At 54.2% G+C, this 18,417-nt stretch carries 17 protein-coding genes; 7 read left to right on the top strand and 10 right to left on the bottom strand.

Annotation, left to right across the window (positions count from 1 at the left end; translation table 11 throughout):
• Positions 1-212: 212 nt before the first annotated feature.
• The 4 genes from ABIE48_RS24025 to ABIE48_RS24040 all read right to left on the bottom strand — a co-directional run bounded on the left by ABIE48_RS24025 (position 213) and on the right by ABIE48_RS24040 (position 4,957).
• Positions 213-2,267 (bottom strand): peptidoglycan D,D-transpeptidase FtsI family protein, encoded by a 2,055-nt coding sequence (locus tag ABIE48_RS24025; protein ID WP_483312665.1) that lies wholly within the window; start codon positions 2,265-2,267, stop codon positions 213-215.
• A 308-nt stretch (positions 2,268-2,575) separates the two neighbouring features.
• Positions 2,576-3,535, bottom strand: a complete 960-nt coding sequence (locus tag ABIE48_RS24030) for a helix-turn-helix transcriptional regulator (protein WP_145029350.1) — start codon at positions 3,533-3,535, stop codon at positions 2,576-2,578.
• 175 nt (positions 3,536-3,710) lie between these two features.
• Positions 3,711-4,409 (bottom strand): hypothetical protein, encoded by a 699-nt coding sequence (locus ABIE48_RS24035; RefSeq protein WP_145029351.1) that lies wholly within the window; start codon positions 4,407-4,409, stop codon positions 3,711-3,713.
• A 389-nt stretch (positions 4,410-4,798) separates the two neighbouring features.
• On the bottom strand, positions 4,799-4,957 hold the full coding sequence (locus ABIE48_RS24040) for a hypothetical protein (RefSeq protein WP_186326169.1): 159 nt from the start codon (positions 4,955-4,957) through the stop codon (positions 4,799-4,801).
• A 274-nt stretch (positions 4,958-5,231) separates the two neighbouring features.
• On the opposite strand from ABIE48_RS24040, the gene ABIE48_RS24045 reads away from it, so the two are divergent.
• From ABIE48_RS24045 to ABIE48_RS24055, 3 genes are all read left to right on the top strand, one after another.
• The gene (locus ABIE48_RS24045) at positions 5,232-5,654 is read left to right on the top strand and encodes an MreC domain-containing protein (RefSeq protein WP_192717334.1); all 423 of its coding nucleotides are present in this window, start codon (positions 5,232-5,234) and stop codon (positions 5,652-5,654) included.
• 114 nt (positions 5,655-5,768) lie between these two features.
• Positions 5,769-6,395, top strand: a complete 627-nt coding sequence (locus ABIE48_RS24050) for an AIM24 family protein (protein WP_181909247.1) — start codon at positions 5,769-5,771, stop codon at positions 6,393-6,395.
• Positions 6,396-6,508: 113 nt separating this feature from the next.
• On the top strand, positions 6,509-7,774 hold the full coding sequence (locus ABIE48_RS24055; protein WP_192717335.1) for an MFS transporter: 1,266 nt from the start codon (positions 6,509-6,511) through the stop codon (positions 7,772-7,774).
• Between the two features lie 95 nt (positions 7,775-7,869).
• On the opposite strand, the gene ABIE48_RS24060 is transcribed toward ABIE48_RS24055, so the two are convergent.
• Together ABIE48_RS24060 and ABIE48_RS24065 are read right to left on the bottom strand one after the other, a co-directional pair.
• Positions 7,870-8,748 (bottom strand): EcsC family protein, encoded by an 879-nt coding sequence (locus tag ABIE48_RS24060; protein ID WP_260866984.1) that lies wholly within the window; start codon positions 8,746-8,748, stop codon positions 7,870-7,872.
• Between the two features lie 139 nt (positions 8,749-8,887).
• A complete protein-coding gene (locus ABIE48_RS24065) occupies positions 8,888-9,343 on the bottom strand; it encodes an Lrp/AsnC family transcriptional regulator (RefSeq protein ID WP_089548473.1) in 456 nt (151 codons plus the stop codon).
• A 229-nt stretch (positions 9,344-9,572) separates the two neighbouring features.
• Here ABIE48_RS24065 and ABIE48_RS24070 point away from each other — a divergent pair, with 229 nt between their 5' ends.
• Positions 9,573-10,412, top strand: coding sequence for a sulfite exporter TauE/SafE family protein (locus tag ABIE48_RS24070; protein ID WP_192717336.1), 840 nt, complete (start codon positions 9,573-9,575; stop codon positions 10,410-10,412).
• A complete protein-coding gene (locus tag ABIE48_RS24075) occupies positions 10,409-10,795 on the top strand; it encodes a DUF1634 domain-containing protein (RefSeq protein ID WP_116234098.1) in 387 nt (128 codons plus the stop codon). The genes ABIE48_RS24070 and ABIE48_RS24075 overlap by 4 nt, the downstream gene beginning before the upstream one ends.
• A 55-nt stretch (positions 10,796-10,850) precedes the next feature.
• Here the strand turns inward: ABIE48_RS24075 and ABIE48_RS24080 are convergent, their stop codons facing one another.
• The 3 genes from ABIE48_RS24080 to ABIE48_RS24090 form a co-directional block, all read right to left on the bottom strand.
• Positions 10,851-12,401 carry a potassium/proton antiporter gene (locus ABIE48_RS24080; RefSeq protein ID WP_145948686.1) on the bottom strand — a complete coding sequence of 517 codons (1,551 nt, stop codon included), beginning with the start codon at positions 12,399-12,401 and terminating at the stop codon, positions 10,851-10,853.
• 291 nt (positions 12,402-12,692) lie between these two features.
• On the bottom strand, positions 12,693-14,390 hold the full coding sequence (ilvD, locus tag ABIE48_RS24085; protein ID WP_192717337.1) for a dihydroxy-acid dehydratase: 1,698 nt from the start codon (positions 14,388-14,390) through the stop codon (positions 12,693-12,695).
• On the bottom strand, positions 14,387-15,082 hold the full coding sequence (locus ABIE48_RS24090) for a GntR family transcriptional regulator (RefSeq protein ID WP_192717338.1): 696 nt from the start codon (positions 15,080-15,082) through the stop codon (positions 14,387-14,389). The genes ilvD and ABIE48_RS24090 overlap by 4 nt, the downstream gene beginning before the upstream one ends.
• 235 nt (positions 15,083-15,317) lie before the next feature.
• Between ABIE48_RS24090 and ABIE48_RS24095 the strand changes: the two genes are divergently transcribed.
• On the top strand, positions 15,318-15,692 hold the full coding sequence (locus ABIE48_RS24095) for a winged helix-turn-helix transcriptional regulator (RefSeq protein WP_192717339.1): 375 nt from the start codon (positions 15,318-15,320) through the stop codon (positions 15,690-15,692).
• A gap of 217 nt (positions 15,693-15,909) precedes the next feature.
• Here ABIE48_RS24095 and ABIE48_RS24100 read toward each other — a convergent pair whose 3' ends face one another.
• The gene (locus tag ABIE48_RS24100; protein ID WP_192717340.1) at positions 15,910-16,986 is read right to left on the bottom strand and encodes an SDR family oxidoreductase; all 1,077 of its coding nucleotides are present in this window, start codon (positions 16,984-16,986) and stop codon (positions 15,910-15,912) included.
• Positions 16,987-17,237: 251 nt separating this feature from the next.
• Here ABIE48_RS24100 and ABIE48_RS24105 point away from each other — a divergent pair, with 251 nt between their 5' ends.
• Positions 17,238-18,365 (top strand): GNAT family N-acetyltransferase, encoded by a 1,128-nt coding sequence (locus ABIE48_RS24105; protein ID WP_192717341.1) that lies wholly within the window; start codon positions 17,238-17,240, stop codon positions 18,363-18,365.
• The last annotated feature ends 52 nt before the right edge of the window (positions 18,366-18,417 follow it).

Below are 18,417 nucleotides of genomic sequence, written 5' to 3' on the forward strand. Positions count from 1 at the left end.
ATTATTCTAGCATAAAAGGCATGCATTCGACATCTTTCGCTCTTCCCCTGTGTTGGGACATAAGGATGCTGTTACTTTTTTAAGAACAACAGAAAAAGACCGCCCGCAAAATCGGGTCGGTCTTCATCCAATATATACATATGAAAGCATGGTTCTATCGGAGCAGACATCAGTGAAGCTGCTAAGCCAAATGGCCGTTTTTCCGAAAGGTCTTACGGGTTCACAGCCTGCTTGTTTTTCTTCGGTACCCCGTCGAGACCGTATTCCTGGTCATACGCATCGAAGATTTTGCGGGCGATCGGAGCCGCGCTGTATGCGCCAAAGCCCCCTTCCGGAATGACGACGGCAACGGCCAGCTTCGGATTGTTCCGCGGGGCATAGGCGATAAAGACACCGTTATCCCGGTTTTTTCCATCTGCCCACTGCTCAGAGGTGCCTGTTTTTCTGGCAAAATCATATGGGAAGCCTGCAAACGCCGACTTTACGTCGGTGTTCATCCCCCGCCGCACAAGATTCCAATACGATTTGTCAAACTCGTCGGTCTTGTTCAGCACCTCACGCTTAAAGGTTTTGATCACCTTGCCGTTCTGGTCGGTAATCTTGCTGACGATCTGCGGCTTGATGCGTTCCCCTTCGTTGGCTAGTGTGGCGGTATATTGAGCGAGCTGGAGGGTTGTATACTTGCCTTCCTGGCCGAAGGAAGCATAGACGAGAGAACCCTGGGCGCTGCCTGTTTGCGGAAATTTGCCGTTTTTGTCGGGCATATACTCCCTTCTGCCCAGAAATTCATTGGGGAGATCGATCCCCGTTGATATCCCTAAACCGAACTGCTTCATATAGTTGTCCCAGACGTCGATGCCCTTGTTGTATGTACCGCCCTTGTTTTTATATTTTGAATACAGCCTGTCACCGACCATTTCGACCATAAAGGTATTTGACGAATGCTCGATGGCCTCAGCCGGGGTGCGGAGATACCCGTATGCATGGTTCTGCGAGTTGCGTACAGCTTTCTTCTCTTTGCCGAAATACGCAATGCCGACATCATTATAAGGTGTCGTCGTCGAGAACAAATGCTCCTTCAGGCCGACCAGCACGCTGAGCGGCTTCATTGTGGAACCGAGAAGCAGCGTGGACTCCATGTTGTGACCCGATTTGCCTGAGGATATGGGGGTAATAGTCCCGTTTTGATAATTGGCCTTGATCTTTTCATAATCTTTTGGAGAAATTCCTCCATTCCCCCATACATTTGTGTCATAATCCGGCATGCTGGCCATGGCCACAATCTTGCCGGTATCCACCTCCATGGCAACGGCGTAACCCGTCAGCGCATTGGGATGCGTTTCACCAGACACGGGATTGTGATGCACCCAGTCCAGCTGGTCCATGATCGCCTGCTCCGCCGTCTGCTGCACCTGCTTGTTGATCGTCAGCCAGACGTCATTCCCTTTCTCGGGCGGGACGATCTCCTCAACGCCGTCAACGATGTTGCCCGGCGTTACCGAGACTACTTTATACCCGTTTTTGCCCCGCAACTCTTTTTGAAAGGACATCTCGACACCGTCGACCCCGACCAGCTCATCCGGCGTATAGACGAGTCCGGGATCCTTCTGGTCTTTGCGCGCCTCATCATACTCTTTTAACGACTCCGTATGCTTGAAGCTCTTAATGTATCCGACCGTTTGCACCGCGATCGTATTCGGATTATACGTCCGCTTCGATTCCTCAATAATTTCGATGCCCGGAAATTCGGATTTCCGCTCCATGAAATAGGCGATCTCCCGCTGTGATAAATCCATCTTGATCCGGCGCGGATAATACCCGTGCTCTTTCTTGGAATCCAGGTCCATCGCTTCGATGATGTCTTCCTTCTTGATCGGGTCCCCCAATCCGTTAAATACATCCGCTATTTTCTGAGCCAACTGCAACGCTTCCGCGCGGTTCTTCCTGCTTTTTTCCGTCGCATTGCTGTAATCCTTCTGCAGCGTTATGTACAGCGACTGTACCGGCGTAGAAAAGGCCAGTTTGGTGCCGGTCGCGTCCAAAATATCTCCACGGGCAGGCGGGAGCGGAATATTTTTCGTGTTTTGCCCTGTTTCTTTCTCCGTCAGCGTGTCCGCTTCGACGAATTGTATGACGGCCAGCCGGATAATAATGACGCAAAATATGACGAAGGTGCTGAAAAAAAACAAATTCAACCGTAAGTTAAGCCCGGACTTGGGCTCATTGTCCTTGTCGCCCTTCACGTTCCTTCCCAAAAAATTGTTCACCGATCTCCCCACTTCCTTGCACTCATCTCAAACTGGAAAACATTCCTTATAATTTTAACATATCTTGACAATGAGGAGAATGATAGGAAAATGATAAACATACGATTTCCTGGGCTGTATCGTAATGACTCAAGTGAAGTCGGCCGTTCATCGTTGGATTCTCGAATGAGGCGGGAAAACATACCTGAAGTCGCTGCCAAGCATGAAGAGGAGTTGAAAAGACAGGGCCAGCATCCATCGGGAAGGGGGATGTCAACTGCTGGCATTTCCCTGTTGCAGGGTGAGCAATAAAGCGCGGGGATCCTGTATCATTTGTATAAAGCAAGCCATTTGCGCAAATTTCGTTTCATCATCTCCCTGTAAAATACGGGCTCCATAATTTCGGCTTCCGCCCCGTACTGGGACAGCCAGCTTATAAATTCAACCACGTTGGTCACACATAACTCCACAATCAGACTGCCGTCCCGGCTCTCCGCCATTCGCATCGGGGGAATAAACGCCTCAGTTCTGAACATACTCGCCATCCTGGGGGAGATCCTGATTTTAAACTGTATTTGGTCTTGCTCGTGCTGCTCATGATAAGGATCCAACAACTCTTGCTGAACATGCATATGTACTTTGACGAATACGTCATCTAAAACTTCTACCTGCTGAAAATTGCTGAGAGGGTAAATTTGGATATTCCCTTCCGAATGGCTCCTGCCGACCAGATAAAAACGATGCTTCCAAGGTACGAGCCAGTAAGGATCGATTCTTCCGGACTTTCGCTCCCGGCGTTCAGAAAGAACGTATTCCGCCTGGATCGTATGCTGGGACAAGGTGGCCATGAGAATCGGGATGAGAAACGGCGGCTGATCCCGTATCGCTGCCGCAGACTTGTCCGCCGATGTCATTGCTTCTTGCTGCTCTGTTACCGCGGAATCTGCTCTTCGCTTATGGTTCGCCGCCATGACTTTCTCATATGCACTTTCAAACGCCGCGGGCAGGATCGGTTTAATCTGATTCATAATGGAAGGAAGCGCCGCGAAAGCGGACGTTTCCTCTTCCGTCCAATCCAGCGGATACAAGGCAAAATCCCCGATGAACCTGTACCCCTTGCCATGCCCCTGATGGGTAATCGGAATGTGCATGGCGCTCAGGGCATCCATATCGCGATATATCGTCCGCTCGCTGGTGCCGCAGCGCTCCGCAAGCTCCCTCGCCAGAATGCCGGGCTTGGCCTGAACCAGGGTGATAATGCGCATTAGTCGGATCAGTCTGTCTGTCATGTGGATTCTCCTAGCTCGTATAGTAAATTAGACTCATATCTCAACTTTCGAAGTAGTCCATTCGACTTGTAGCAAAGTGAATCCTGCTTTCATGTTCCAAAGACCATCCCCTTCGTTTTTGCTATTTTTTCTTAAAAAATATGTACTCGATATGGCAGGGTATACATGCGACTCCTTACCCGTTTTTGACCAAAGAAGTATTCCTATTCATGTAAGTTCCTACATAGTGCTCGCTGAGCTGGTACAGCATGTCGGCCTCGGCCAGCAAACGGCCGTCTGCGTTCCGGGCCGCGCTGATCAGCAGCTCGTCCCCCTTGCGGCGGAGCACCCATTCCCCATGCTCAATATCGCCGAATTCGAACAGCCTGATGGCTTCCTTGACTACTCCCGGTGTTTCCAGAAGTTTCACATGCTTATGGACGTGGAAATCCTCCGGCTGACGCAAAAGCCCCATGTGATACGTGTAATTCATATAAAGTTCTCTGACGGGGAGCTCCTTGATCCGCTCCTTGTTCCGCTCCTTGTAACGCCACTGGGCCGAGATAACGCCGTGAAGACCTGGACTTTGCGGCTCAAGGGCAAGCTCGATCGCAAAGAACTGCTTGACTCCGTCCTGCAGATGCCCAAGCGGCACGATCAATGAATGATTCAGTCCTCTTCTTGCCTTTGCCCCGTAAATACGCAGCAAGGTCACATGCGGTTCCAGCCACAAGTGCAGCTCCACATCCCGGGCGATAAGCTTAGGGGAGGTTCGCCTCCGGGCAGGACGCAGTGTCCCTCCGTACCACTCGACTAGTAGAATAGCCTTATTCATTCCGCTGGCAAAAATATGATTGCGGTTCCATGTAAATTGATCCTGTATACCTGACTGCATGGATGTTCACCCCTATCTTAATTCATCATCTTTATATCGTACCAATGTTGGCTGACAGCATCTTGTCACGGAACATACGTTCGCATTCATATATTTGTAAATAATATCACAACATTCCACTATTTTCTACCTGATTCTTCCTTTTTTTTGAGTAAACCACTCCCTTTATCGCGGCTTTTTCACTTCAATGCATCTTTATGTAAAAAGTCCTACGATTTGTCCTAAACTAGTATAAAAGAACGAAATTGAAATAAATGTCGAAACGTGTAGTGTAGATTCGAAGCGGCAAACTTTTTTTATCGGCATAAATTTCGCCCATGCGAAAAAAGACCCAGAATCTCGAAGGATTCCAGGTCTTTTGTGTTTTGAAATATGGTATTATTTAGACATTAACTGACAATTGCATTCATTTTGGTTTCGGTTGGACCGGCCGTTTCGCGGATTTGGACCGGTGCATACGTAACTTTGTCAATCCACAGCTCCTTGCCCAAAGGCTCGCCGTTAACGGTAATCATAATCTTTTTATATTGTTGTTCTGTTTCACGCATCATTCATTGCTCCTTTTCATGTCGTATATATTCGTATATTTGAGAGGGCTTCTTCTATTCCTGGGACTGGCTCTTCTGTCCGCCTTTTGGTACGTCATCCGGCTTCCTTTTTCATTTACCCGCTTTGGGCGCCATTTGAAACCGGTCCGGCAAAAATGGACGAAAGTGGAACTTATCCGCCGGTTTTCGAGTATATTCTATGGACGGCTCCGGCCTGTCCTGCGTGATGGACAACCCTCACTTTCTATAACTCTATGCAGGAGGTTGTTGCTTTATGAACCGGAACTTATCGCTGATCCGCCTATTATGCGCGGTGATGATTGTCATATGCGGCACGATGCTGTTCAAGACTTCCGTCAAAGCGAATTATTTCGACGATTTTTATAAAGGGGTGGAGACGTTCTCCGGCCTCCCCAGCGAAGTCAACCGGCTGAAGGAGAGCTACCGGGAAACCTTGGACGACCTCGACCGGGCTCAAGCCGACGCGAAGCAGTACCAGGAGCAGAACGCCGAGCTGATGGCTCAGAACAAGGAGCTGTCCGAAACCGTTCAGGCGCTGCAGGAAACCAATCAGGCCAGAGCAGCCAGGGAGCATAAGCTGAAAGTCATGCTGGTCACTGTGGTTGCTCTTGCCGCCGGGTATTTTGTTTTTATCCGCATTATGCGTTACTTCATGCGCAGAGCAAACCGGATATAGCGACAATCCCGGAGTCCGAAGTAGGAGGAATAGCCATTGAATCTGTCGATACAGGAACATGCAAGCCCGGACAGCGGACAAGCCGTGACCTTCCTGCTGGAACAAGGGGAAGAGATGCACTTCCTGCATCCGGAGCAGATCATCGCCTACAGGGGACCGTCCGACGGGCGGAGCGACCGGCTGATGAACATCAAGGGGATGTACCGGAAGAAAAAACTGATTCAGGCGGATATGCGGGGGAGCTGCAGTTTTACCGCAGCGCTGCCTCCCGGCTACAGCGTCAAGCCGATTGAGCTTGCCGGCGGCAGCGATTTGCTGTACGACCTGCGGCATTTATTTTTTTACAGCTCCGGCATCACTATGAAAACGCGGATTCTGAGCGCGAAAAATATGCTGATTACCCGTGACGCCGTCAAGGTGAAATTTGCCGGGACGGGCACGATCGGCGTCCTGACCGAAGGTATGGTCCTGGAAGCGGAGCTTCATCCGGACGAGCCGCTGTACGTTGACGCGGGAAGCGTGATCGCTTACCCCGAGAATGCCAAGCTCGACCTGACGGTTTACGGCAATACGCTGGCCAGCCAGCACATGAATTATCATTTTAAAATGACGGGTGTGGGAACGGTGCTGTTTCAGGCCGGACACCGGAGCAGCCACCTGGAGAAGGACCTGAACAACGACGGGCTGATCAAGCGGGTACTGCGGGAGATCATTCCGTTCGGGGGAGTTTTTATCAAGTAAGGGGTATACGGTTTGCCTGAATCTGACATATAATCTCCTTAAATATTCCGAACGAAAGAGGACCTGACATGTACATAGCCGATCCGTCTTAAGTTCAAACACAAGGAGGTAACATGTCCGTTCAAACGATGACCAAGACTTCGCCGCCAAGTGGACAGCAGCCGCTGACGCAGCCGGATATGTCGGCCACGGTCTACCGGATCCTCATCGCCATCAGCCTCGTGCATCTGTTTAATGACTCGATCCAATCGGTCGTCCCGGCGATCTTCCCGATTCTGAAGTCGTCCATGCACCTGACCTATACGCAGATCGGGGTCATTTCTTTTGCGATCAACTTTACGTCCTCCATCATGCAGCCGGTGGTCGGATGGTTCGCCGACCGCAAGCCGACGCCCGCGCTGCTCCCGATCGGGATGGGCTTCACCTTCACCGGGATGCTGCTGATGGCCTTCGCCACAACCTATCCGGCCGTGCTGCTGGCCGTCGTGTTTGTGGGCCTGGGCTCGGCCGCCTTTCATCCGGAAGGCTCGAGGGTATCCCACATGGCCTCCGGAACGCGCCGCGGGCTGGCCCAGTCGATCTTCCAGGTCGGCGGCAACGCCGGGCAGTCCCTGGCTCCCGTGCTGACGATGTGGATTTTCATCCCGCTCGGCCTGTTTGGCTCGATCTGGTTTACCATCGTCGCCGCGGCCGGCATTGCGGTCCAAATCTTTATTGCCAGATGGTACGGCAACCGCCTGCGCACCGGGGCGTACCAGAAGAAGAAAACGCAGGCGCGCCAGCTGCGTCTGGAGGTTCGCTCCCGCGTCCGTTTCGCGATCGTGCTGCTGGTGCTGCTCGTGTTCGTCCGTTCCTGGTACAGCTCGTCCATCAGCACGTTTTTTTCATTTTATCTCATGGAGAATTTCCACCTTTCCGTGAGCGACGCGCAGGTTTACATTTTCCTGTTCCTTGCAGCAGGCGCCGTCGGCACGTTCTTTGGCGGTCCACTGGCCGACCGGTTCGGCAAACGGAACATGATCTTCTGTTCGATGATCCTTGCTGCTCCGCTGGCCATCCTTCTGCCTTATGCGAATCTGTTCTGGTCCGGCGTGCTGCTGTCGATCATCGGCCTGATCGTCTTCTCCAGCTTCTCGGTGACGGTCGTGTATGCGCAAATGCTGTTCCCCGGCAAAATCGGAACCGTCTCCGGCCTCATTACCGGCCTGGCTTTCGGGATGGGGGGCCTTGGCGCACTTGTGCTGGGTAAATGGACCGATATCGTAGACATTACGACCGTCATGCAGATATGCAGCTTCCTGCCGCTGCTTGGCATTCTGACTTATCTGCTTCCTTCCGACAAGCTGCTGAACCGGTGGTCCGAAGGAACGGAAGCCTGATCAGAGTTGTTGTGCGTCAAAGCGATCGATCCGAAAAAAAGGACTGCCCTGGGCTTTATAATAAGCCTGGTGGCGGTCCTTTTAAGTTGCCGGCCCTATGCCTCACCGTCCGGCTGCTTCGAGCCCAGCTTGGTCACAATCCGGCGCTTCCTGTACAGCATTTTTCCGGCTTCGGCCACATCCTCAATCGTGCCCTTGTTGCTGATGGAGCCGAAGAAAATCCCGGCAATCGGCACGAGCTGGAACAGCTTTTTCCATCCGAAGCTGTCACGGTACGTCTGCACCACTTCCCGCCAGCCCTGAATCTGCGACATGACTTGGGCCGGCGCGTGCTCTCCGTCAAACTGCCCAAGCTCGTCCAGCACCGCCTTTTTGCCGACGATGTCGGCCGATGCGAACTGCAGGCACTTGACGATAAACAGGCGCTCTTTCTCATCCCTCGGATCGTATCCGTAGCAAACGGCGATCTCCTGCAGCACCTTCAAAGAGAGGCCCAGCACCGCAGGGATGTCGATGGCCAGCGTCAATACGCCGCCGATGCCCGTTGTCGCCCCTTGGGCAGCAGCAAGCTTGGCGCGGCTCGCGGTGAGCTCATCCGCCACGCTGTCCATGACCGCAAGCGGCAGATCCGCCGCCTCGGCGAGCGTCAGACCGGCTCCATCCCCGCCGTCATGCCCATCCGCCGGTTCCGGCGCTCTGCTTCCCTCCGGACCGCTTCCCATAAGCGAATGCGTCCGCTCAAGCCGCTTGAGAATGGATCTGCGCTGCACCAAATACTGCCCGCCGGTCTGCAGAAACCGTCCGACCTCGCCAAGCCCTTCGGCCAGCTTATCCTGAATCACTTTCGGCGTCAGCCGGTCCAACAGCATAAACGGCAGCCGGCTCCATTTTTCCCAAAACCACGCGCTTTTCTGATCCTTCTCCCATTTTTCAATCCGCCTTAATTCCTGCTCTAGCTGATCTTTGGTCTCCATCTGTCCAGACACCTCCCAAAATTGGTTGTTCATCTAACATGGCCCCGATACGCCTTCCTCGCGATCCGGTTACCCACATACAAAGATAGGCATGATAAAACAAGAAAGACCGCATGGATGCAGCTGCATGAAGGACATCTTAAATCTGTATGCCTTCCCGCTCTTTGAACCGGCGGATCAGAAACTCGCTGTGCACGTTCGTGATGCCCTCCACCGTCTGGAGCTTCCGCAAATATTTCTCCACATGCTCCTGGTCATCCATCAGTGCATGGACATGCAGGTGCGGGCCGCCGCTCATCTGGTAGACGCTCGTGATTTCATCATCCGCAAGCAGCGTCTCGGCAACGGTCTCAAGCAGGTTCCACTCCACTTCGATCAAGAAGTACACCGACATGCTTTTTCCGGCCTTCAGCGGGTTGACAATCACCGTAAATTTATCGATGATTCCCTGCTCCATGAGGCCATTGACCCGTTCCCGCACGGCAGCCCGCGTCAGGTTCACAAAACGGCCGAGCTCGGCATGGCTGAGCCTGCCGTTATCGAGCAGATGATCCAAAATCATATTGTCTTTTTCGTCCAAGTGTTTGAATTTCATTGCTTTCTTCCTCTCCCGGCATAAGCTTCATTGCTTCGTTGTATTTTACATTGTAAAAATATAATGCATTAATATCGTCCGTTTGTATGGTTAATATTATACAAACGGTGTATAATGAATCCGTTCCGCGGCATCCGGATGCGATAAGCCCCGTGTTTTTAGTGTACAGGGACACGGCGGAAGAGCGCAATCCGGACTCTTATTTTCTGACACAGGCAGGTGTACTCATGTGATTACGTTATCTTTGGAAATTCTGCTCATCTCCGTTCTGGCCGGCATCGTCGGATCGGTGCTGGGGCTCGGAGGCGGCATCATCGTCACGCCGGCGCTGACGCTTCTATTCGGGGTCAGCATCGAGCATGCCATTGGCGCCAGCATCATATCCGTCATCGCCACTTCAAGCGGCTCCGCCATCGCATACATCCGCGACCGCATCACCAATATGAGGGTCGGGATGTTTCTGGAAATCGCCACGACCATCGGGGCGATCACCGGAGCGTTTATCGGCGGCATCATCGCCCCTAATCTGCTCTATATCATCTTCGGGCTGCTGCTCATCTACTCCGCGTTTAATATGATCAAGAAGAAGAGCGAAGGTGCCGCCGGTGAGGTCAGCATGAGCCCGGCTGCCAAGAAGCTCCGGCTTGAAGGAAGCTATTATGATAAAGCCATTAAGCAGGACGTCCCTTACCATGCCGGAAACGTCTACGGAAGCTTCTCCGTCATGTACGGCGCGGGAATCGTATCCGGCCTGCTCGGCATCGGCAGCGGCAGCTTCAAAGTGCTGGCCATGGACGTGTTCATGAAGCTTCCTTTGAAGGTCTCGACCGCTACCAGCAACTTCATGATGGGCGTGACCGGGGCGGCCAGCGCGGGAGTCTACCTGCTGCGCGGGGATATCGATCCGCATATCGCCGGACCGGTGGCTCTCGGCGTTCTGGCCGGAGCGACCATTGGTGCGCAAATTATGCAGCGCCTCAAGAGCAAGACGATCCGCCTGCTGTTCATTCCGGTGCTGGCGTACGTGGCCGTGCAGATGATTTGGGAAGGAGTGGGACTGCCGAAATGAGCGAACCGAACGAGCAACGTCAAGAGCGGCAGCAGAAAGATATTTTGGAGGTGGAGCTGGCCGTCAGCCGCTGGCTCCGGGTCGGCGTCGTGCTGAGCGCAGCCGTCATCATCGTTGGATTGGTGCTCTTTTTTATGGAGGGAAGCAGCGGATACCCCGGCAGCTCTTACCCGCACAGCCTCCCCGATATTGTGAGCGGAATCGCGTCATTCAAGCCCTACGCCGTCATCACGGCCGGATTGATCCTTCTCATTCTGACCCCTGTACTACGCGTCGCTATCTCCATCTGGGTATTTGTGCGCGAAGGCGACAAGCTGTATACGGGGATTACCACCCTGGTCCTCCTGATTCTGATCATCAGCTTTATCCTGGGAAAAGCCTGAACCTCCGGCATTCCAAAAAGCCCTGCTTCTTCGCAAAGAAGGCAGGGCTTTTGTGTTAAGTTTCCTGTTCCGGAGGGTCGTCCGGGTCTTTAGGCGGTATGATGTTGGTGGCTTCTTCCGGCTTCTGCTTCACCTCGTTGAGATGAACCACCGGAAGTGCCGGGGAAGTCAGAATCGCCTTCACCTGCTTCCGCTTCGCCTTCGGGCTCAGCACATACACCGTATCTCCGGACTCGATCCTCGTGTTCCCGCGCGGAGCGATGATCTGTTCGTGGCGGATGATCGCCGTAAACAAAATGTCCTCCGGCAGGTCGAGCTCGGAAATTTCCTTGCCGGCGATCGCCATCGTCTCGTTGACGTCCACGTGGTTGATTTCCGATTTGGCTTTGCCTAAGGCTGTCAGCTCCAGGAGCGAAGGGTTGGACGGTTTGATTTCTCCCGCCAGCCCCAGCTTCCCGGCAAACGGGGAAATCGTCGCCCCTTGGATAATAGCCGAAGTCAGTACGACGAAAAACACCACGTTAAAAAATAGCCGCCCGTGCTCCATTTCCGCCAGCATCGGATAAGTCGCCAGCACGATCGGTACGGCTCCGCGCAGGCCGGCCCAGGAAATGAGCAGCTTTTCCCGGAAAGAATACTTCATCCCAAGCGTGCTGAGGAAGACGCCCACGGGCCTTGCAATCAGCATCAGAATCAGGGAGAGCAGCAGACCTTCCCCGACGATACCCGGCAGCTCGGTTGGAAAGACAAGCAGGCCGAGCAGCACGAACATGACGATCTGCATCATCCAGCCGAATCCCTGGTTAAAATGCATGATCGAACGCCCATAGGCCAAATCGGAATTGCCCATGACGATGGCCGTCACGTAGACGGCGAGGAGCCCGCTGCCATGGATCACCGAGGTAGCGCTGTACGCAAGAATGGCGAATCCGAGCGCCATCACGGGATACAGTCCGGACGAATCGAAATTGATCTTGTTGATGACGTAAACCGCCAGCCTGCCGATGAGCAGCCCCATGACCAGGCCGATGCCCATTTCCCAGAAAAACGAGAGGATCATTTGGAAGATTTCCGCATCGGGATGCTGATCATATTCGATCAGGGAGACGGTAAGAAAGACGGCCATCGGGTCATTGCTGCCGGACTCGGCTTCCAAGGTGGAGGTCAGACGCTTTTTGATATTTTTCCCTCCAAGCACCGAGAACACCGCGGCCGCATCCGTCGATCCGACGATGGCACCGAAGAGAAAGCCTTCCACCCAGGACACGCCCAAAATATACTTGGCGCAGACGCCAACGATAAAGGTCGTCAGCAGCACTCCCACCGTCGCCAGCGACAAAGCAGGCTTGATGACCGGCTTGATATCGTCAAACTTCGTCTGCATGCCCCCTTCGAACAAAATGACAATCAGGGCCAAAATCCCGACGATCTGGGTGATGAGGACGTTATCGAAATACACGAACCGCGTAATCAGCATGCCGACGATGATAAACAGCACAAGGGCCGGCATGCCGAATCTCGAGGAAAATTTGGTGGTCAGTACGCCGACGAGCAGCAGGCCGGCCATTAATAGAACAAGTGAATTAACCAGTGTTGTGGAATCCAAACAGCCTCGCCTCTTTAAAATGGAATGTAAACACGCCTTGATTTCGGTTGCGAACAAGAAAATTGCCCTAGTTATATATAAACCAAGCAACTAACGTTACAAACAAAAGCGGTATGTCCCCTCCCCCTTTAGGGCCGTCAATTGGCGGTGAGAACAGCCCTCTGAAAAGGGGAATCATGGGTCTACATTTTCCAAATAAAGGCGGGATTATGCGGGGTTATTGGACATAAGCGGATCATGGTAAATAAAAAAGGGAGCACCGCTTTTATCGCGGTGCCCCCTCCTTACAATTTAAACGTCCTCATCCGTGACGGCTCCCTTGGATGCCGAGGATACGAGCCGCGCATACTTCCGCAGCACGGCGGCGGAATGCTTCAGCTGCGGCGGGAACCACTGCTTCGCTCTCTCCTCCAGCTCCTCTGAGCTGACATGCATATTGATTTCCTGGGTTTCGCTGTCGATGGTAATGATATCTCCTTCCCGAAGGAGGGCAATCGGACCGCCGACCTGAGCTTCCGGAGCCACGTGTCCCACCACAAAACCGTGCGAGCCGCCGGAGAACCGGCCGTCGGTCAGAAGCGCCACGTCACCGCCCAGTCCTTTGCCCACAATCATGGCGGTGACGGACAGCATTTCCGGCATGCCGGGACCGCCTTTCGGTCCGCAGTAGCGGATGACGACGACGTCTCCCTTCCGGATCCGGTCGCCCACGATCGCTTCCGTGGCTTCTTCTTCACTGTCAAATACGCGGGCAGGCCCGGTAAAGGACAGCCTGCTCAGGCCGGACATTTTGGCCACGGCCCCTTCTGGGGCCAAATTACCTTTTAACAGAACAAGCGGCCCTGTAGGCTTCAGCGGCTGATCCAGCGGTCTGACGACATTCTGGCCGCTCCGCAGCGGGGGCACCGCTGCCAAATTTTCCGCGATCGTATGCCCGGTTACGGTGATGCAATCGCCGTGAAGCAGGCCCGCTTCAAGCAGCAGCTTCATGACCGCAGGTACACCCCCGGCATCGCTCAGATCCTGCATCATATACCGGCCGCTCGGCTTCAAATCGGCAAGATGCGGCACCTTCTTGCGGATCCGCTCGAAGTCGTCGATGGTCAGATCGACCTGAACGGAATGGGCGATGGCCAGCAGATGCAAAAAGGCGTTGGTCGATCCTCCCAGAGCCATGACGACGGTAATGGCGTTCTCGAATGCCTTTTTCGTCATAATGTCTCTTGGATAAATCCCTTTTTCGAGAAGCTGGATCACCGTTTCTCCCGCCCTCGCACACTCATCGGCTTTTCCGCTTGCGATGGCCGCCGTCGATGAGGAACCAGGCAGGCTCATGCCCATCGCTTCCGCGGCCGCAGCCATGGTGTTGGCCGTATACATTCCCCCGCAGGCTCCGGCACCCGGACAAACGTGGCACTCGATTTGATGGAGCTCCTCGGGAGTCATTTTGCCGTCATGATACTGCCCGACAGCTTCGAAGGCCGTCACGATATTTACGTCCCGGCCGTTCAGCGATCCAGGCTGAATCGTGCCTCCGTAAACGTATACAGCCGGAAGATTCATGCGTCCGATCGCCATCAGGCAGGCCGGCGTATTCTTGTCGCACCCGCCGATCGCTACCAGGCCGTCAAAACGCTCGGCGTTCACGACGGTTTCGATCGAATCGGCAATAATCTCCCGGCTGGGCAGCGAAAACAGCATGCCTTCATGCCCCATCGAAATGCCGTCGGAAACGGTGATCGTATTGAATATGAGCGGAGCCCCGCCGCCGGCCTGAGCGCCTTTCTTGGCTTCCCTTGCCAATTCATCAATATGCATATTGCAAGGTGTCACTTCGCTCCAGGTGCTGGCCACGCCGATCATCGGCTTCTTGAAATCCTCATCCTTAAATCCGACCGCACGGAGCATGGCCCGGTTCGGGACCCGGTTTACGCCCTCACTGATGACTTTGCTGCGAATCCGCAGATCAGGTCGATCTTGACTCGTCATTTCGAATCGTCTCCTTCCGAGTGGTTTTGAATGAATGCATACAGCTCATTCATCGGTCTCAGCAAATTCTGCTTCATCACCGAGGCGGCCAGCGCCGCATCCTTCTTCTCGAACGCCTCAATGATGCGGGCATGCTCTTCTGCCGAGGCAGCGGTTGCCGACACCGGCTGAGCCAGAAAAACATACTTGAACCTCCGAATATGGATTTGCAGCGAGGCGCTGAAGGATGCAACGTAGGCATTATCAGAGGCGTCCACGATCAGGTTATGAAACTGCTCGTCAAGCTCCATCGCCTGGTACGGCTGCCCCTGCTTGATCGCGGTGGCGAAATCGGCGTTAAGCCCCTTCAGCTGTTCGATCTGCTCCGCCGAAATATGAGTCGCAGCCGTTTCAGCCGCCAGGGAATGCAAAGCAGCCAGGGTAGCGTACATTTTCAGAATGTCATCCTTCTCGACCGTCTGAACGCGCGTATCCCTTCCCGGATGCATTTCTACCAGCCCTTGAACTTCCAACAGCTGCAGCGCCTCGCGTACGGGGGTGCGGGAAACCCCAAGCGCCTCCGCCAACTCGGCATCCACCAGTTTTTCTCCCGGTTGAAGGGTGCCGTCGATAATCCATCTCTGAATTTGGCTGAAGGCCCGCTCCTTAGCGGTCATGCGCACAGGCGAGGAATAACTTTTAGGGATCGGCATGATCGCTCACTCCTTTATCTTATGTATGCAATATATCGCATACATATATTAAATTCAAGAATAAAAATGAAATGCCCTCCAATTTCCCGTCGCCTGTTATGCGGATCGCAACCAGTCATGCTATATTGGAAATAATCAGACCGATTATCGCTCCCTACGGCCCCAGGTTATCCTAACCGTAGAGATGACTTGAAGACGGCGGCGAACAGACCCTTACTTACGGAGGTGCGAACGTATGGATCAACCGGTGAAAATATACAATACGGCGGTGGAAGTAACCCTGGAGGTGATCGGTGGCAAGTGGAAGCCGGTCATCCTGTTTCATCTGACCTTCGGCAAAAAGCGGAACAACGAGCTCCTGCATCTCATTCCTTCCATTACCCAGAAAATGCTGACCCAGCATTTGCGCGAACTGGAAGACGAGGGCATCATTCAACGCATCATCTACAATGAGGTTCCTCCCAAGGTCGAGTATGAACTGACCGAATACGGCTGGAGCATGAAGGAGCTGCTGCACATGATGTGCCGATGGGGAGAAATGCATGTCGATAAAAAGTACCACGGAAAGGCGGCCATCAGAGAAAACTCCCGCTTGAAGTCTGCGCCGTAAACAAGCAGGTCGACCGGCTGCAACGGCAGGCCCAAGCCTGATCATCGGCGAATCCGTGTTTTGTAAGCACCTGCGGCGTCAAGAGATCATCCTGCGGCATAACTCGGACGGATCAGAAGCATATATAAGCAAAGAGGCTGCATCCCTGCAAGATCAGGGACAGCCTCTCTTTTTTTTACGTTGGGGATATCTTAGGCATGACGGCCAAACCCACACGTTACGGAATGACCTTACGCCGGCGCAAATCATCGAAAATGCTCATGAACATCTCTTCTGTATCCACGTACTCATGGAAGCCAAAGCGGCGGGCTTTGGTCCCGTCGGCGAAAAAATCGTAATCCCAGGAGAAGACGAAATCGCCGAAGCCCCAGGAAGATACCTCTTGATAAGAATGCGGGGCAAGCCCGTGCTTTTGGACCATGTCATTCCACAACGGCTCCTTGTCGGCCATAACGACGTCCAGGGACATCTGAAGGGGCGGCGCCGTCTCCATTCCGAAGTAAGCGGCGATCTTCGGCCACATCTCGTTCCAGCGGAACAAATCCCCGTTGTTGATATTGAACGCCTGATTCGCGCACCGCAGATCGGTTGCGGCCCACACGGTAGCTTTGGCAAGAAGCCCGGCATCAGTAACCTCCATCAGCGTATGATAGGCCCCCGGTTTCCCCGGAAAACGGAGCGGAATGCCCAGTTCCTTGGAGATGGACGCGTACACGGCGATGACCATGGCCAGATTCATCGGATTGCCCAATGCAAAACCCGCTACCACCGAAGGACGAATGGCCGACCACGTCCATGCCTTCCCCTGCTGCCATTTCTCCAAAAACTGCTGCTGATCCACATTAAACTCGGGCGGCATATGACCGGCATCCGATTCCTTGGCCGGGGTTTTGAACGGGCCGAGATGCGCACCGTACACTTTGTACCCCTGCATCAGGCTGACATGCCGCAGCCCCGGCGATCCCGCTTCGACCGCCTCGACGCTGTTGACCAGCATGGCCAAATTCGGCGCCACCAGCTCGGCCCAGGTCGGACGGTCCTGATAAGCGGCGTAGAAAAGATGCGTCACCTCGGGAAGCGCACCCAGGCGGCGCCGGGCATCTTCCGGGTCCAGCAGATCCGCCGCGATATAGCGGACCCGCTCCCGGTCCTCTCCTCCTCTTCGGGATACCCCGATCACTTCCCAATCCGGCAGCGTCAGCAAATAGTCGATGAGATTGCGTCCAATCACCCCATTGGCCCCGACGACCAATGCCACTTTCCGTTCTTCCTTAACCGATTTATGATCATTCATGGAATGTCAGCTCCCTCGAATATTGTGCTTGGTGATGGCTCTATTGTGCACCCGGATGGCTCCTTCGGGAAGTACGCACTTCAAAGTCATTTAAGCACTTTTTTGTAACGTTGGAGCAGACAACGGCTTTCCGGGCATCTGTTTTTTTCAATAGAGGAAATGGTTCGCCCATCTTCACTTTATCCCGTTAGAGGGCTATACTTATTCTCGACCTAGACAACAAGCATGACGGATGAGGAGGCATGTATAACTTGAAGATTCGGCTGCTTTATTCAAATGAATTACAACAGGCCGCAGACCTGTCGGACCTTGTATTTGGCAAGCCCGGCCAGCCCTCTATGGGCAAATCGTTTCCGGCCCTGTTTCATCCGGGTGTCAGCCATTCATATGGCGCATTCACCGATGATGGCGAACTGGTGGCGTTCATGGGACTGGCGCCGGACGTGGTGCGGATCGGGGAAGCCAGGTTGAACGTGTTCAGCATCGGTTCGGTATGCACACACCCCGACTTCCGCGGGCAAAATCTGGCCAGCACGCTTCTGGCGGAATGCATGGATCATGCACGCCGCTCCGGAGCTTCCCTCGTATTCGTATCCGGCGGCCGTTCCCTGTACCGCCGTGCAGGCTGCTACGATTTTGGCAGAGTCCATTATGCCATGCTGGATAGCGGCAGCGCGGCAGCCCTTTTGCAACCGGATACAGATGAATGGAGCATTAGCCCTATGCGGCCGGAGGATACGTTCAGCATCTCGGCGATCCTCTCCGGCGCTTCCCCGGCCTATGAGCAGGGCCCCGCACAGCTGCTCACGCTGCTGGGCAGCAGCGCCATCGCGGACATCACCATGATGCGCCAAGAGACGCTCACCGCTCGCAAAGACGGCGCGATCGCAGCCTTTCTGGCCGCTGCCGTGCCAACGGCTCCTGAATCCTCGCCGTCCGGAGAGCCGGCCAAGGCCGTCGAGTGGGGAGGCCATCCAGTGGCCGTCGCCCGGCTGCTGGCCGAAATGCTCCAGCGCCACCAGGTTCAGCGCTTGGAGGTTCCGGTGCCTTGGCAGGAGCAAGCCCTGCTGAAACTGCTGCAGCAGGCCGGCGCCGCGGTCCAATCCGGCCCGAACAGCGGTACCGTATGGATCGCGGACGCCCACAGCCTGCTCACGCAGTGTTCCCCGCTGCTCAAGGTGGACTGGAAATCCTATATCCGCATCGATAAAGCCGGCGGCAGATCATACACGGTCACAAACAAGGGACAGGAACTCGTGCTGGATGACAGCGGTTTGCTGTCGCTGCTGTTTGATCCCGAGTCTCCCCACCTGGCGGGGGCTCCTGAGGATTTCTGTACGATACCTCTGCCTTATTTATCCGGACTGCATTATATTTAACAGCAGTGACTACAGCGCTGGTGCATACGCATCCACCCCAAAGAAAAGGAGC

The organism is Paenibacillus sp. OAE614 (genome assembly GCF_040546645.1).
Taxonomy (GTDB): Bacteria; Bacillota; Bacilli; order Paenibacillales; family Paenibacillaceae; genus Paenibacillus_AQ; species Paenibacillus_AQ favisporus.

Excerpts from the sequence above, each read along its gene's own strand:
- ABIE48_RS24045 (WP_192717334.1), top strand. The coding sequence starts at position 5,232 with ATGAACCGGAACTTATCGCTGATCCGCCTATTATGCGCGGTGATGATT.
- ABIE48_RS24050 (WP_181909247.1), top strand. The coding sequence starts at position 5,769 with ATGCACTTCCTGCATCCGGAGCAGATCATCGCCTACAGGGGACCGTCC.
- ABIE48_RS24100 (WP_192717340.1), bottom strand. The coding sequence starts at position 16,986 with ATGAATGATCATAAATCGGTTAAGGAAGAACGGAAAGTGGCATTGGTC.
- ABIE48_RS24075 (WP_116234098.1), top strand. The coding sequence starts at position 10,409 with ATGAGCGAACCGAACGAGCAACGTCAAGAGCGGCAGCAGAAAGATATT.
- ABIE48_RS24090 (WP_192717338.1), bottom strand. The coding sequence starts at position 15,082 with ATGCCGATCCCTAAAAGTTATTCCTCGCCTGTGCGCATGACCGCTAAG.
- ABIE48_RS24065 (WP_089548473.1), bottom strand. The coding sequence starts at position 9,343 with ATGAAATTCAAACACTTGGACGAAAAAGACAATATGATTTTGGATCAT.
- ABIE48_RS24030 (WP_145029350.1), bottom strand. The coding sequence starts at position 3,535 with ATGACAGACAGACTGATCCGACTAATGCGCATTATCACCCTGGTTCAG.
- ABIE48_RS24060 (WP_260866984.1), bottom strand. The coding sequence starts at position 8,748 with ATGGAGACCAAAGATCAGCTAGAGCAGGAATTAAGGCGGATTGAAAAA.
- ilvD (WP_192717337.1), bottom strand. The coding sequence starts at position 14,390 with ATGACGAGTCAAGATCGACCTGATCTGCGGATTCGCAGCAAAGTCATC.
- ABIE48_RS24055 (WP_192717335.1), top strand. The coding sequence starts at position 6,509 with ATGTCCGTTCAAACGATGACCAAGACTTCGCCGCCAAGTGGACAGCAG.
- ABIE48_RS24035 (WP_145029351.1), bottom strand. The coding sequence starts at position 4,409 with ATGCAGTCAGGTATACAGGATCAATTTACATGGAACCGCAATCATATT.
- ABIE48_RS24040 (WP_186326169.1), bottom strand. The coding sequence starts at position 4,957 with ATGCGTGAAACAGAACAACAATATAAAAAGATTATGATTACCGTTAAC.
- ABIE48_RS24095 (WP_192717339.1), top strand. The coding sequence starts at position 15,318 with ATGGATCAACCGGTGAAAATATACAATACGGCGGTGGAAGTAACCCTG.